Annotated in this window: 12 protein-coding genes and 1 riboswitch; of the genes, 5 read left to right on the plus strand and 7 right to left on the minus strand. The window is 46.0% G+C overall.

Features of this window, described 5'->3' with window-relative positions:
* Positions 1-15: 15 nt before the first annotated feature.
* The 3 genes from AC58QO_RS24525 (at position 16) to AC58QO_RS24535 (ending at position 2,223) form a co-directional block, all read left to right on the plus strand.
* Complete coding sequence (locus AC58QO_RS24525) at positions 16-828, plus strand: sensor histidine kinase (protein WP_497270138.1); 813 nt, start codon at positions 16-18, stop codon at positions 826-828.
* Positions 828-1,499, plus strand: a complete 672-nt coding sequence (locus AC58QO_RS24530) for a response regulator (RefSeq protein ID WP_497270140.1) — start codon at positions 828-830, stop codon at positions 1,497-1,499. The genes AC58QO_RS24525 and AC58QO_RS24530 overlap by 1 nt, the downstream gene beginning before the upstream one ends.
* Before the next feature lie 97 nt (positions 1,500-1,596).
* Positions 1,597-2,223, plus strand: a complete 627-nt coding sequence (locus AC58QO_RS24535) for a YcnI family copper-binding membrane protein (protein WP_497270142.1) — start codon at positions 1,597-1,599, stop codon at positions 2,221-2,223.
* Positions 2,224-2,599: 376 nt separating this feature from the next.
* Here the strand turns inward: AC58QO_RS24535 and AC58QO_RS24540 are convergent, their stop codons facing one another.
* Both AC58QO_RS24540 and thyA read right to left on the minus strand, forming a co-directional pair.
* Positions 2,600-3,082 (minus strand): dihydrofolate reductase, encoded by a 483-nt coding sequence (locus AC58QO_RS24540; RefSeq protein WP_497270144.1) that lies wholly within the window; start codon positions 3,080-3,082, stop codon positions 2,600-2,602.
* 32 nt (positions 3,083-3,114) lie between these two features.
* On the minus strand, positions 3,115-3,909 hold the full coding sequence (gene thyA / locus AC58QO_RS24545) for a thymidylate synthase (RefSeq protein ID WP_497270146.1): 795 nt from the start codon (positions 3,907-3,909) through the stop codon (positions 3,115-3,117).
* 213 nt (positions 3,910-4,122) lie between these two features.
* Positions 4,123-4,166: riboswitch (PreQ1 riboswitch) on the plus strand.
* Positions 4,167-4,177: 11 nt separating this feature from the next.
* On the opposite strand from thyA, the gene queF reads away from it, so the two are divergent.
* Positions 4,178-4,675 carry a preQ(1) synthase gene (gene queF, locus AC58QO_RS24550; protein WP_236289680.1) on the plus strand — a complete coding sequence of 166 codons (498 nt, stop codon included), beginning with the start codon at positions 4,178-4,180 and terminating at the stop codon, positions 4,673-4,675.
* A 74-nt stretch (positions 4,676-4,749) separates the two neighbouring features.
* On the opposite strand, the gene AC58QO_RS24555 is transcribed toward queF, so the two are convergent.
* From AC58QO_RS24555 to sdaAB, 5 genes are all read right to left on the minus strand, one after another.
* Positions 4,750-9,057 carry an S-layer homology domain-containing protein gene (locus tag AC58QO_RS24555; RefSeq protein WP_497270148.1) on the minus strand — a complete coding sequence of 1,436 codons (4,308 nt, stop codon included), beginning with the start codon at positions 9,055-9,057 and terminating at the stop codon, positions 4,750-4,752.
* Positions 9,058-9,234: 177 nt separating this feature from the next.
* Positions 9,235-9,480 (minus strand): hypothetical protein, encoded by a 246-nt coding sequence (locus tag AC58QO_RS24560; RefSeq protein ID WP_497270150.1) that lies wholly within the window; start codon positions 9,478-9,480, stop codon positions 9,235-9,237.
* Between the two features lie 52 nt (positions 9,481-9,532).
* Positions 9,533-11,590: a molybdopterin oxidoreductase family protein gene (locus AC58QO_RS24565; RefSeq protein ID WP_497270152.1), complete on the minus strand. Its 2,058-nt coding sequence runs from the start codon at positions 11,588-11,590 to the stop codon at positions 9,533-9,535.
* Positions 11,591-11,685: 95 nt separating this feature from the next.
* Positions 11,686-12,570 (minus strand): L-serine ammonia-lyase, iron-sulfur-dependent, subunit alpha, encoded by an 885-nt coding sequence (sdaAA, locus tag AC58QO_RS24570; protein ID WP_497270154.1) that lies wholly within the window; start codon positions 12,568-12,570, stop codon positions 11,686-11,688.
* The gene (gene sdaAB, locus AC58QO_RS24575) at positions 12,567-13,247 is read right to left on the minus strand and encodes an L-serine ammonia-lyase, iron-sulfur-dependent subunit beta (protein ID WP_497270156.1); all 681 of its coding nucleotides are present in this window, start codon (positions 13,245-13,247) and stop codon (positions 12,567-12,569) included. Before sdaAB ends, sdaAA begins: the two co-directional genes overlap by 4 nt.
* Positions 13,248-13,382: 135 nt before the next feature.
* Between sdaAB and AC58QO_RS24580 the strand changes: the two genes are divergently transcribed.
* Positions 13,383-13,550 carry a hypothetical protein gene (locus tag AC58QO_RS24580; protein ID WP_497270157.1) on the plus strand — a complete coding sequence of 56 codons (168 nt, stop codon included), beginning with the start codon at positions 13,383-13,385 and terminating at the stop codon, positions 13,548-13,550.
* The last annotated feature ends 116 nt before the right edge of the window (positions 13,551-13,666 follow it).

Here is a 13,666-nt window from a genome sequence, read left to right on the forward strand (position 1 = left end):
GAGCTGACCTGCTGTATGTCCATGCGTAAGTATAAGCTTTTTACGGTGCTGGTGCCCGTCCTTATTATTGGTGGTTTTGAATATATCCGTCATGAATATTTACTGCGTTATCTAACCATGGAAGCCGGTAATTTCACGATTACGGTCATTACACTGCTCTTATCTTACCTCTTCGCCTCCTGGATGTTCGGCAGTATTGAACGCAGCAATGAGAAAATTCTGCTTAGTGAAGCCCGCAGGGCTGTCTTTGAGGAGCGTGAACGGCTGGCTCGTGAGTTGCATGACGATTTGGCTCAAACTCTCTTCTTCCTCAATGTGAAGCTGCGACAAGGGGACATTGAAGAAGCGAAAGCGGCTGTGTCCGAGATTGACAATTCGCTTCGTCAGGCTATTTTCAATCTGCGAACGCCGCCAGAAGAAGGCACTTCCTTCGGGCAACGGATTCTTACCTACTTAGAGAACTGGCGGTTGGTAACCGGCATTGAGCTTCAGAATACCGTGCAGATCAAAGAACATAGCTTCTCACCTAGTGAGGAAGTTCAACTATTCGGCATCATGCAAGAGGCTTTCACGAACATTCGGAAGCATTCTATGGCAACAGATGCTGCCTTTCTTTTGGAAGCTGGGAACGATCACTGGCGACTACTCATTACGGATAACGGGTGCGGCATGGAGCTCAAGTCGGCAACGGATGATAAAAGCAAGACCTACGGCATCGACCTTATGCAGAAACGGGCCGCCGAGCTTGGTGGAACGTTTGCGCTTCAAAGTGAGAAAGGCGCTGGCACGAAACTGATTGTACAGGCCGAAAGAAAGGTGAACAGCTAATGCCGAATCTCATGCCATTTCGTGTACTCATTGTTGATGATCATCCTTTAGCGCGCAAAGCAATCCGAAGTATGCTGGAGCCATGCGCAGATTTCTTCATCGTTGGGGAAGCCAGCACAGGAGAAGATGCCATTCGACTTTGCGGGGAGCTTGCTCCCGACGTCGTCTTAATGGACATCCATATGTCTCCGATGGACGGTTTGCAAGCCACACGGCACATTAAACAAGCCTATGGCGGGATACGCATCATTATGCTCACCGTTTCAGATGATGTGGCTGATCTCTTCACGGCATTGCAATTCGGTGCACAAGGGTATTTGCTCAAAAATATGGATCCCGATGAATGGCTTAGCTATCTCCGTGCCCTGCTTGACGATAATTCGGAGGTAGCCAGAGGAATGGCAGACAAGCTATTCGGACGCTTCCGCTCACCAGTAGGCGCGCACACAGAGGGTCCAAGCCCACACATGCTCACTTCACGTGAACAAGAAATTACAGCTTATGTCGCACAAGGGGACAATAATCGAGTGATTGCCGAAAAGCTGCTCATCTCCGAGCACACCGTGAAAAATCACATGAAAAATATTCTCGTGAAGCTCTCCTTAGAGAATCGCGTGCAGCTTACTGCATTTGCCATCAAGCATGGTCTGACACGGAAAGGACAAATCTAGTCGAAAAAATAGCCCAGTCGAGTCATACTCTTATGCTTGTCAATCAGGTAAGATGGACAACATGGTAAGAGTTGATATTGAAAGGGGATATTATTCCATGTTTAAAAAAATTATGTTAACCGCAAGCTCGATGATGATCGCTTCCATGCTCCTCGTGGGAATCGCAAGTGCTCACGTCGTTGTATATCCAAAAGAAGCTACACAAGGCAGCTATGAAGTATTTACCGTACGTGTTCCTTCTGAGAAGGACAGTGCCACTGTTAAAGTTGAGGTCAAATTTCCAATTGATTCGGTAGCCGTTTCGCGTTTTGAGCCCAAAGCGGGTTGGAAGTACGACATCGCTAAGGACGCTGCCGGGAAAATTACTGGCGTTACTTGGACAGCAACTGGTGATGGACTAGGAGCGACCGAATTCGGTGATTTCAGTATGCAGGGTAAAGTAGCTGATACCGCTACGCAAATCATCTGGAAGGCCTACCAGACTTACAAGGATGGCTCTGTCGTGGAATGGGTTGGGGCGAATGGCTCCGACAAGCCTGCTTCTGTCACAACCGTTAAAGCTAAAGCAGCGGCTGGCGCAACGACGGACAGCCACGGGAACGTGACAGCTGGTGCAGCAGGTGCTGGTAGCTCGGAATCGAATACGTCGCTGTACCTCTCCATTGCTGGCGTGGTGCTTGGCGCGTTAGCTTTGATCGTATCGTTGGTTAGGAAACGCAGATAATCGGCGTATAATGCCTTAATGAAGAAAGCCTCGAGACTCTCTGTGTGAAGCAGAGGGTGCTCGAGGCTTTTTGATTATGGAAAAGGAGCTAAGGGCATGTTTGCGCTAAGCTCCTTTGTTTTATACACCCCGTGTAAGCGTAATTGCTCAAAGATGCTAAAGAGCACTCAATTTCGGGGAAAACGGCTTAATATAGATAAATTAGTGCAAAAGCGCATCCCTTTGGACCGAAATGGTGCCAAAATTGGGGGATGCCGTCCAAATAGTTGCGCTTTTGCAAGCATTTCAGATTGAGAAGTTTATTCGATAAAAAGGTTGCACTTTTGCATGCTTTACTGCTGTATTCACGACACGAATAGGGTGATATGCCCACTATCTAATTCCGTTCGTAAATCCGGAAATAGTACTCGTACGGATTTTTCTCATTGCGCTCGCCTTGCTCACTCGACACCAAGGTCCAAGATGACAAGTCCAAGTCAGACATGAAGGTGTCAGCTTCGAATTCGTGCTCAATGAATGTGATATACATGCGATTCACGCTAGCGGCGAAAAGATTGAAGACTTCCGCTCCACCAATCACGAACAACTCCTGGTCACGGAATGCTTCGATCGCTTCATCTACCGAATGAAAAATTTCACAGCCTTCGGCTTGATACGCAGTATTTTGCGTGAGAATGATATTACGTCTTCCAGGAAGCGGCTTTCCGATGGATTCGTACGTCTTGCGGCCCATAAGGATGGGGTGACCCATCGTTACGTTTTTGAAAAATTTCAAATCACCTGGCAAATGCCACGGTAACGTATTATTAACACCGATCGCTCGGTTGCGATCCATCGCAAATATAAACGAAATACTCAACGGGAAACACTCCTTTCGTTACAACACCTTGCTTAAATCGCAATCGGCGCTTTAATGCCCGGCAGTGGCGTGTAGTTCAGAAACTCAAAATCGTCGAACGTGTAATCGAAGATGGAAGCTGGCTTTCTTTTGATATGAAGAGTTGGCAGATCTTGTGGTTCTCGCAGAAGCTGCTTATTCACCTGTTCAACGTGATTCTGATAAATATGCACATCGCCGCCGTTCCAAATCAAATCCCCAACTTCCAAATCGCACTGCTGCGCAATCATATGAGTTAAGAGGGCATACGATGCCAGATTAAACGGCAATCCTAGGAATGTATCAACAGATCTCATCTGAAACATACAGGATAACTTGCCATTTGCTACATAGAATTGAAAAGCATAATGACACGGCGGCAATGCCATATTGTCCACTTCTGCAGGATTCCATGCGCTGACCAAATGTCTGCGTGAATCTGGATTTGTCTTGATTTGGTGAATCAGCTTCTCGATTTGATCGATGACTTGCCCATTCGGCGCAAGCCACGTACGCCATTGAGCACCATAGACGCGGCCAAGGTTTCCGTTTTCGTCAGCCCACTCATCCCAGATTGTTACCCCGTTGTCGCGCAAATATTGGACATTCGTGCTGCCGCTCAAGAACCACAGCAGTTCATGAACAATGGATTTAATATGCAGCTTCTTCGTTGTCAAAAGAGGGAAGCCTTGCTGCAGATTGATTCGCATCTGACGTCCAAACACAGAAATCGTGCCTGTACCCGTGCGATCTCCCTTTTCTACACCTTGATCTAAAACATCTTTAAGCAGTTCTAAATAAGCTTTCATAATTCAATTCTTCCCCACGCTTTCGACATTATTTTTCTATTATAGCATTATGCTTGATCTACTTCGACATTTCATACCAATTTCCATTCTCAAAATCCACTGAACTGTAATAATTGCCACCTCGCTGCAAGGTGCTTTTTCCTGTGGAGTATGATACATTTTTTAAGAAATAGGAAGTCACCTCTATGAGCGGACCTACGGACCTATCTGCTTATAGAAGAGGTTCGCAAACTCCCTCTCTAAAAAACTATGAAATGAGGATTTACCCATGGCAGGCAGAAGCAATGAAGATTTGAAAGAAATTACCTTATTAGGTAATCAAGGCACGAAGTACATTTTCAACTATGACCCTACACTCTTAGAAGCATTTGATAATAAACACCCGGACCGGGCTTATTTCGTCAAATTTAACTTCCCTGAGTTTACTAGCTTATGTCCTGTAACCGGACAACCGGATTTCGCTACACTTTACATTTCGTACATTCCTACGATCAAAATGGTCGAGAGCAAATCGCTGAAGCTATACCTATTCAGCTTCCGCAATCATGGTGATTTCCACGAGGATTGTGTCAATATCATTATGAATGATCTCATCGATTTGATGAATCCGCGTTACATCGAGGTTTGGGGCAAGTTCACGCCTCGCGGCGGAATCTCCATTGATCCTTATTGCAACTGGGGTCAGCCAGGTACCAAGTACGAAGCGATGGCTGAACATCGTTTGATGAATCATGATCTATATCCGGAGAAGATTGATAATCGTTAAGATCTTCAAATTAGAAAAGCTTGGTCAACCCCAGTCGTATGCTGGAATTGACCAAGCTTTTTTTCATATTTTGCCTACTTCGTAAACGTTAGGATTTGCAACAAGCGCTGTAACAGCACAGCACTTTGTGCACGCGTCGCTTCCTTATCAGGATCAAAGGAAGTTGGGCTCATGCCCTCCATCAACTGCAATTGAACTAACCGTTTAACAGCGTCACCTGACCAAGAATTAATTTGGTTCTGGTCCGAGAAAGCAGGTACATTACCTGTAGCTTGGTGATCATCGTAACCAGCTGCTTGCAGCGCCCTGTCGATCATGACAGCCATTTCCTCACGAGTAATCGTCTGATTAGGTCGGAAAGTACCATCTTCATAGCCTGTAATGATTCCGCCTTCTACAGCAGCTTTTATGGAATCGTTGTACCATTCTTGCTGATTCAAATCTGTAAAATCCGTATTCGCATTCGATGACTTCATACCCAGCGTACGTGTCAGGAGTGCAGCTAACTCTGCACGTGTGATCGGTTGATCTGGACGGAATTCATCTTTGGAAACACCTTGAACGAGCCATTTATTCGCCATTCGCTCAATGCCATCTTTTGCCCAATGCTTATTCGTATCTGTAAAAGAAATATTATTTTCAATCAACAGGAACGTCTCATTGGAATGACTATAAAGAACAACCTCTCCTGATTTGATTGAGAGCGGAACTGGTTCATACGTCGTATGCCCTTGTGCATCCTTAACTACTCTGACCGCAGCAAGATTACGCTCATTAACTTTATGATCTACCTGAATCGTATACGGTACATACGTATTAAAAGTGGAAATATCTTCGGATTTCCCGTTCCCCGCAACGGCTTTCATCGTGAAATCGATCGATTCGACTACTTTGAGTCCAGCAGCATTTGCTTGCATTGATGCGTTATCGTTCTTACTAATATTCACTTGAATCTGAACGTTTTCTGGTTTATCTCCTAGCAGTGAAGCCAATTGAGTCATATTTAATTGTGACAAAGGAAGCTGGAATCCTCCAATTTTCGTTTCAATATATGTGGAAGGCTTGTCATTCAGCTTTTGTATGGTTTGCTGATTCAAGGTTAGCTGTACTTGGCCTACATCGTTTGGCGAATCCACCACTAAAGTAATTGGACCGTTCCCTTGTGCTTTTAAAATGGCATCCAGCGTCTTTTCATCTAACGTTGCTTTAGCCACGGCTTTACCATCAACTTCAGTGATGACGGAGTTCAGGCTATCTGAAGCTTCTAGCGCACTGCTTGGCGGAGCATAGCCCGTAGTAGGACTAGCTGCCCGAGTTACCGTTAATACATACGTCTTCGCCGAAAGATCTTCTGCGGTAACTACAACCTCAATTACATTGTCTCCAACTTGAAGTTGAATCGCATTGGAAGCCGAGCCACTTAAGACAGATGCTCCCTTCACGGTAACTTTAGCTCCGCTGTCTGTTGTTGTTGGTGTAATCTGAATTTCTCCTGTACCTTCTGACAAAACAGATGTGTACTCCGTTACTGCCGCATCAAATGCAGGGCTTAACGTTCCTGCGCTGATGGTTAAGTTGCTTAACGTGTTATCTGTCGAAGGCCATACCTCCGTTGCCGTCACCCCTGCAGCTTTATCATAATCGGTTCCGATATTGTTTAAGATATTTTTGCTTACCTGAATATTAGTTCCTTCCTGCAATTGAATTCCATTGGTATTTCCTGTAATAATATTTCCTATAATTTGTACGTCTTGAGGATCTCCAGCTCCTACAAAATTAGCATTTTGGTCGCCATTATCGTGTTCCAGCAAAATACCCCAGTAGTTTGTCGCCGTATTATTACGAATCGTGTTACTAATAATGCGAGTCCCTGGTCCATTTAAAATATTAATTCCTACCGCATTATTTACAGACGTCGTATTTTCAATAATATTGTTCTCAATCAATGTTTCTGGCGTACCCATCGTTACAACAATACCTTCTCGCGAATTGCGGATTACATTGTCATGAATATGGTTTTTAGGGCCAGATTTACTATGGTTAGTGGGAGCCGTCCCCCCTGTATTTCCGAGACCTACGCCACCACCGGTATAAATATTTTCAATCGTATTGTCATAAACCTCGTTCAAATATTCCAATTCACCATGAAGATCGATGGAATCTAATTTGGTATTAATATAATGATTGTTTCTTAGCGTATTATTGTGTGCAACATTTTGAATGAGTGAACCATGGCGTAAATAAGGTCCTTCAAACGTTGAGTTTTCAACTACATTCCAATACGTATCATTATCAAAACCAAGTCGATCCACCTTCGGCATGCCTTGAATAGAAGTTCCGTATCCCGCTCCGCCTCCGCCTAGATCGGTTGCATTGCGGAAAGTGCTATTGCGAACGATAACGTCGTGGCTGTTCTCAATGCGAATCGCCATACGTCTAAAACGTTCCACGGTAACATGATCAATCGTCACATTATAGGATGGAATCTCCCCGTAATTGGCAATAGCAATACTGCTGTCTGGCCCCCCGGCAGCTGGGTTATTCGTAGCATGCTCAAGTGAAAATGCCCGATCCCACGTTGAAGTGATCGTCATGTTAGAAATTAAAATGTCGTGTTGACTTGACGACTTCACAACGGAACTATTTTTAATATCGTCGATGCTGGATTTCAGTTTGGTTCCTACTTCACTTTCTCCGCGTAAATTCACACCGGACTTCAATTTCAAATTCACAAATCCATCAGGCGAAGTGATTAGGTTATACACACCGTTTGGCAGATAAACTTCGTCCCCTGGAGAAGCAGCATTAATCGCATTTTGAATCGCAACACGGTCATCATTCGCATTATCGGCAGGATCCGCACCATAACTAGTTACATTAATGGTTGCTCCTGTTACAGGATTCGGTGTATGTAGCGCGTGTACAGTGCCGTCTGGGTTCGTTAAACCAGCTTTGGTGAAAGGAACCGCTCCCGGAGGAGCCGTAGGTGTAATATTAGGAACTATAGCAACCGGCGTATCGCCAGTCACATATGGCGCGTAAATCATCACATCCGTTAAGCTGGTAAACGTGCTGCCATCGGAATTTCCATGCCCTATGATTCTTACGAAACGAGCATCCGTATCTGGAATATCAAAGGCTTGCATATTCGCTGTGGTCGCACGACTATTACCACTCCATACATTTGTCCATGTTAGTGCATCATTTGAAGTCTCAATATCCAGCCGTGTAGAACGTAGATCACCTTTATAAAAAGCGATGCCTACATACCCAATTCGTTTGGTTTGACCTAAATCAAACATAATATACTGACCGTCACCTGATGCAGACCAACGGCTGAACAAGTTGTTATCTACGGTATTGCTCTCTACATTTCCGTCACTGCTGCTCGCGTTCACTTCTACGACCTGTAAAGGAGTAACTGGCGCGGATAAAGTAGTAACATGGTAAATCAATGGTGTTGAGTAATTACCGACTGGATCTCCTGCGTAGACGTAATAGGTAACACCTGTATTTGGAGTTAATCCTTGAACTGTGTAGGTATTGCCAACCACGGTTTTGATTAAGCTATCATTTTGATAAATCTTATAATTGGATACAGAGCTGTTATCTGTTGCTGTTGGCCAAGTTAATTGAACAAAATCCATTCCAAGATTAGAAGACTTTAATGCTGCATCGGACGGCCAATCAGGTGGCGTGTCATCGCTTTGGACGATGCGCGACACTCGGAGCTGCGTCTTCAAGTTCTGACCTGTTGCTTCTTTGGAATATACATTTACCGAGTTACTTGAACTGTTGGCAACAACAAAGGAAACTGCCCCATCAGCTAGATGCTGTCTAACATAATCCGTCACATCAACTTTATAATGAACGGGATTTTGGTTAGCACCATCAATTTTATTCGGCTGCGTCACCGTAAATTGACCTAACTGATTAAGTTGTGTCAAATCAGTATAAGGTGAAGTATTCCAAGTAATTGTGTTCTCTTCCCATGTAAAATTATTTAAGCCATAAACTTGCATAGGCGTATTGATTTCAGAACTTCCTCGCTTAGCAGAAACCTCCAAATAATACTTATAAGTAGAATCAGCCACTGTTGCCACATTAAACTTAAAATAGGCTTGCTTTTTCTTGGTACTGCTCGTCGAGATACTAAACACACCAACAGCAGTATCAGTTTTAGTGTCATAGTTCTTTGTTTCGACAGTAGCATCTCCCGTATCCTTAAGTATGGCTGCGTCCGCACTGGCTAAGAGAGGAGTACCTACGACGTCCACCTCAACATCAGCCGCCATACCAGGTATAGGAAGCAGTAGAAGCGAAAATATCATTGAAAAAATCAACATAATACTTATTTTGCTTTTGAACACATGCATTTTCATTATTCAGACCCCTTTTCCTTCTGTTTCTAAGTTGTAAGCGTATACATGAATTTTATGATACTTGTTTTTCTTGCGATTTAATTGTCATTTATTTAGGTCAAGGAGTGGCTAAATTAGGATTTCACACAAAAAACCGATCCAAAAGGATCGGTTTCATTGGTTATCTTCCACAATCGCTTAATACAACGGCTGCGGTGTAAACACTGGCGGATACGGCTGCGGACATTGCGGATAGGGCAGAATATCTCTCACCTGATTGAACGTATAATGTTTTGTAGCAAATTGCGTATGGTATAAATATTCAATTATATAAATGGAGCCGCCTTGTACACTGCACAGAATGCCAGATACGCCGGTACCATCCATCAGGGATATACCAACCGGCCTTCCGATTAAGGCGTAAGCTTTTTGCTGAATAGGCATATGTCATCATCTCCTGATGTACCCTATGCGATAGCCCGCCTATAGGTTCAAGCTATTTCAACTTTTCTACACCTACTCGTCCCGAGAAAAAAGTCGCCCCTCCGCCCATATCAGCAACGCGATCTGGCGTTAGGACATTCACGCGAGTTTTGCTGCCTGGCGCGTCGGCCCAAAGCCCCTGACTAACCACAACGCCGCTTCGCACATCACGCCCTGCCATAACGACTAGTTCACACTCGCCCCGCTCGTTCCACACACGGGCGAGATCGCCGCTTGCCAAGCCCAATGCAGATGCATCGTCTTCATGCATGTGCAGCTTTGGCACTTTCTCCATGCGGACATGCTTCTCATTATGTGCAAAGGTTGAATTCAAGAAATTATGATTTGGCGCTGGGATGAACATAAACGGCAAATCACTGTCTTCGACAAGAGGCACATAGGTAGGGAGCGCTGGAAAGCCCTTGCTCGCCATTTCGGCTGAATACAGTTCGATTTTGCCGCTAGGTGTCCGTAGCTTCCCAGGAAATAAGGGCACGGTCGCTGCCTTCATAAATCCGGTATCCAGCAAGGCATCGAACGATATGTCAGCTAGAGCTGGATTTCCGGGATGATTCAAAGCCTGACGAACCATGTCCTCATCACTGTCCCGCAGCGCTTCATCCTCGTAGCCCATTTTCTCCGCGAGCAGCCGGAATACGTCTACATTCGCCTTGCTCTCGCCATAAGGCTCTATCACGGGGAGCTGAAGATGTACATAGTGATGCCAATAAGAGCGATAGAAGTCCGTATTTTCAAAAGAGGACGTCGCTGGCAGCACAATATCCGCATACTTGGCTGTCTCCGTTAGGAACAGATCATGCACTACTGTGAAGAGATCCTCTCGCTCCAGCCCCTCCTTCACTTTATTCGCATGGGGAGCGACCAGAGCTGGGTTGGAATTATAGACGTACAACGCGTTGATAGGCGGATCTAGCTCGAGCAAGGCACTGCCAAGCAGGTTCATATTGATGAGACGCGCTTCCTTTGCACGCAAATCAGGCCGTTGCAATGCCGCAAGGTTGTGCTCCAAATAAGCGCCATTTCCTTTGATCGCGCCGCCGCCTGGATGCAGCCATTGGCCCGTAAGCGCTGGTAAGCAGGCAATTGTCCGTACACACATGCCGCCGTTATCGTGGTGTTGAATCCCATTTCCAATTCGAATAAAAGAGGGAGAAGTCTCGCCATATAAGCGAGCAAGGCGATAAATATCCTCTACTGGCACGCCTGTAATCTCGGATACGCTGGCAGGATCATACTGCTGCACGTGCGCTCTAAGCTCCTCATACCCTAGCGTATATTGCTGGAGGAAGGCTTCATCGGTCAGATTCTCAGCGAACAGAATGTGCATCATGCCAAGAGCTAGAGCCGCGTCCGTTCCAGGCAAAATGGGAATGAACCAGTCCGCCCAGCGGCCTGTTTGGTTCTTATGCGCGTCTATGACGATGATTTGCGCGCCATTTTTGCGGGCTTTCTCAGCCAGCATCACCTGATGCATATTCGTGCTGACCGCATTGATGCCCCACATGATGATCAGCTTCGCATGAACCGTCTCCTCAGGATCGGTCCCATAGCTGCCGCCCATCGTGTATTTGTAGCCTTCGGTGCCGGCTGATTCGCAAATCGAATACATCAAACGGCTGGCTCCCATGCGATGGAAGAATCGACGATCCATGCCCTCCGTCCCGATTCGCCCCATGTTGCCATAAAAACTATAAGGCAAGATCGATTCTGGGCCTTCCGAGGCGATCAGTTCTTTCCAGCGGCTCGTGATGGTGTCCAAAGCCTCATCCCAGGATATGCGTTGGAAAGAGCTCTCTTCCCCCTTGGGGCCGATACGTTTCATCGGATACTGCAATCTTTTATCATCATAAAGACGTGCCGTCATGTTGCGAACTTTGTTACAGATAGCTCCCTGTGTAACGGGATGTTCAGGGTCTCCTTCTATTTTCACAATCTTCCCGTCTTCTTTATGAAGCAGCAAGCCGCACTGATCTGGACAGTCCAGAGGACAGACAGCTGGGAAAATACCTTGTTGTTTTTCGGTCATTGATGTAGTCATTGTTGTACGCATTGTCTTCTTCCTTTCCACTTCAATATGTCTACTATATACCGAAATGAGGGGAAGTTAAAACAAAAAGCCTGCGGACATGCCCACAGACTTCTCGGTTACTTTTTCTTCCCTAGGTTGAGTTCTTTCATAATTTTCCGACCTGTCGGTGTTTGGGCTAAGCCGCCTTTGGCTGTTTCCCTGTGCTTCTCCGGCATGGCCGTGCCCACTTCATACATCACTTGGACGACCTCGTCCGATGGGATGACCGATCTGACACCTGCCAACGCCATATCGGCTGCTGCCATGGCATTAACCGCGCCGAAGCCGTTGCGAACGATGCACGGGATTTCCACAAGTCCGCCGACAGGATCGCAGATCAATCCTAGTGTATTCTTGAGCGCTAGCCCTACGGCATGCATCGCTTGCTCCGGCGTACCGCCGCGCAGCTCAACAAGTGCGCCAGCCGCCATCCCAATCGCAGAGCCAACTTCCGCTTGGCATCCTCCTTCGGCACCGGAAACGAAGGAATTATTGGCGATGACATACCCAATCGCACCCGCACATAGCAGCCCTTTGACCAAATGATCATCGTCCCACCCAAAACGCTGCTGAGAACTGATAAATACACCTGGAATAATCCCGCAGGAGCCTGCAGTTGGCGTGGCGATGATTCGCCCCATTGATGCGTTGACTTCCGAAACGGCTAAAGCATAAGCCATTGCTTTGCACGCTTCTTCTCCGAGAGAGGCCTCTGTGGTTGTTAAATAACTGGCCACACGCTGAGCGTCCTTCCCCGTTAACCCGCTTCGAGAAGTCGTGTCCTCGGTCAGCCCTTTGGTTACGGCCTCTTTCATTATTTGATAATACGCACGCATTTTGTCAAACACATACTCGGGCGGTTTGCCTGATTCATGACTTTGATCAGCCAGCATCACTTCCGCAATCGTCAAGCCTTCCGCCGCACATACATCAGCTAGTTGCTTTAATGTCCGGAATCTCATTCGTCGCCTCTTTCTGCAAGGTCCACTTTTCTAATCTCGGTGATCATACTTAAGCGCATTAGCTGTTCAATAAGGGAATCCGGGATAGCTGCATCCGTCTCAATAACTGTCATTGCTTCCCGATTGCGCCCTTTACGATCCAAATCCATGAATCCGATATTAATCTGATTGCTGCCTAACAGCGTCGTGATATCCGCGATCATCCCAGGTCGGTCATGATGCGAAATAACTAATGTCGGATAATTCGCAGTGAATTTCACGTCAAATTGATCAACACTGTTAATTTCTACATTGCCGCCACCGATCGAAGCCCCCCTCATGCTAACTTTCCGTTTTTCTGAGGTAAGTACAATTCCCACCGTGTTCGGATGGTCTGCTTTATCTTTACTAATGTGAAAAGCTATTACTACCCCTGTCGCTTCCGCTGCTTCAGCCGCTTGAGGAATTCGAGGATCGTCCGTTTCAAAATCCAATATCCCGCCGATTAACGCGAGATCGGTCCCGTGTCCTCGGTAGGTATCTGCGAATGACCCGTATAATGTGATTTCTGCTTTAAGCGGCAGTTCGCCTAACAGCTGTCTTGCAACGCGGCCTAATCGAATCGCACCCGCGGTATGCGAGGAGGAAGGACCAATCATCGAAGGACCGATGATGGAAAACACATCTTTAAAACGCATCACACAGCGCTCCAATCCTAAGGTCTTACTTACTATCTTATCCTATTGTATGTAAGGGGACATATAAAAGACAAGTCTTTAAATTGTCGATATGAAAATATTTAATGGATTTTATTGGGGCTCTAGAGGGCTTGCATGTTTAAAGCTGCAATTACCCATATACTGTATGAATTCATGGCCGTACATGGCAGATTGCATCTCCTATTGGACACATTGGACGTTAATCCCGACGGAATCTTCCGTTTCGGGAAGCTATCGGACACCAGTGTTGTTATTTCGCAAAGTGAGACACTTACAAGCTGAAATCCAACGAATAGTGACTTCTGTGTCCGATAGCCTTGCAAAAACTAAGATTACAATCCATTAGCGTATCCTATGTCCGTTAGCCAGGGGTGCGGGGTGCGGTCACCCTTTGCCAA

The sequence above is a fragment of the Paenibacillus sp. J31R30 genome (genome assembly GCF_059692115.1).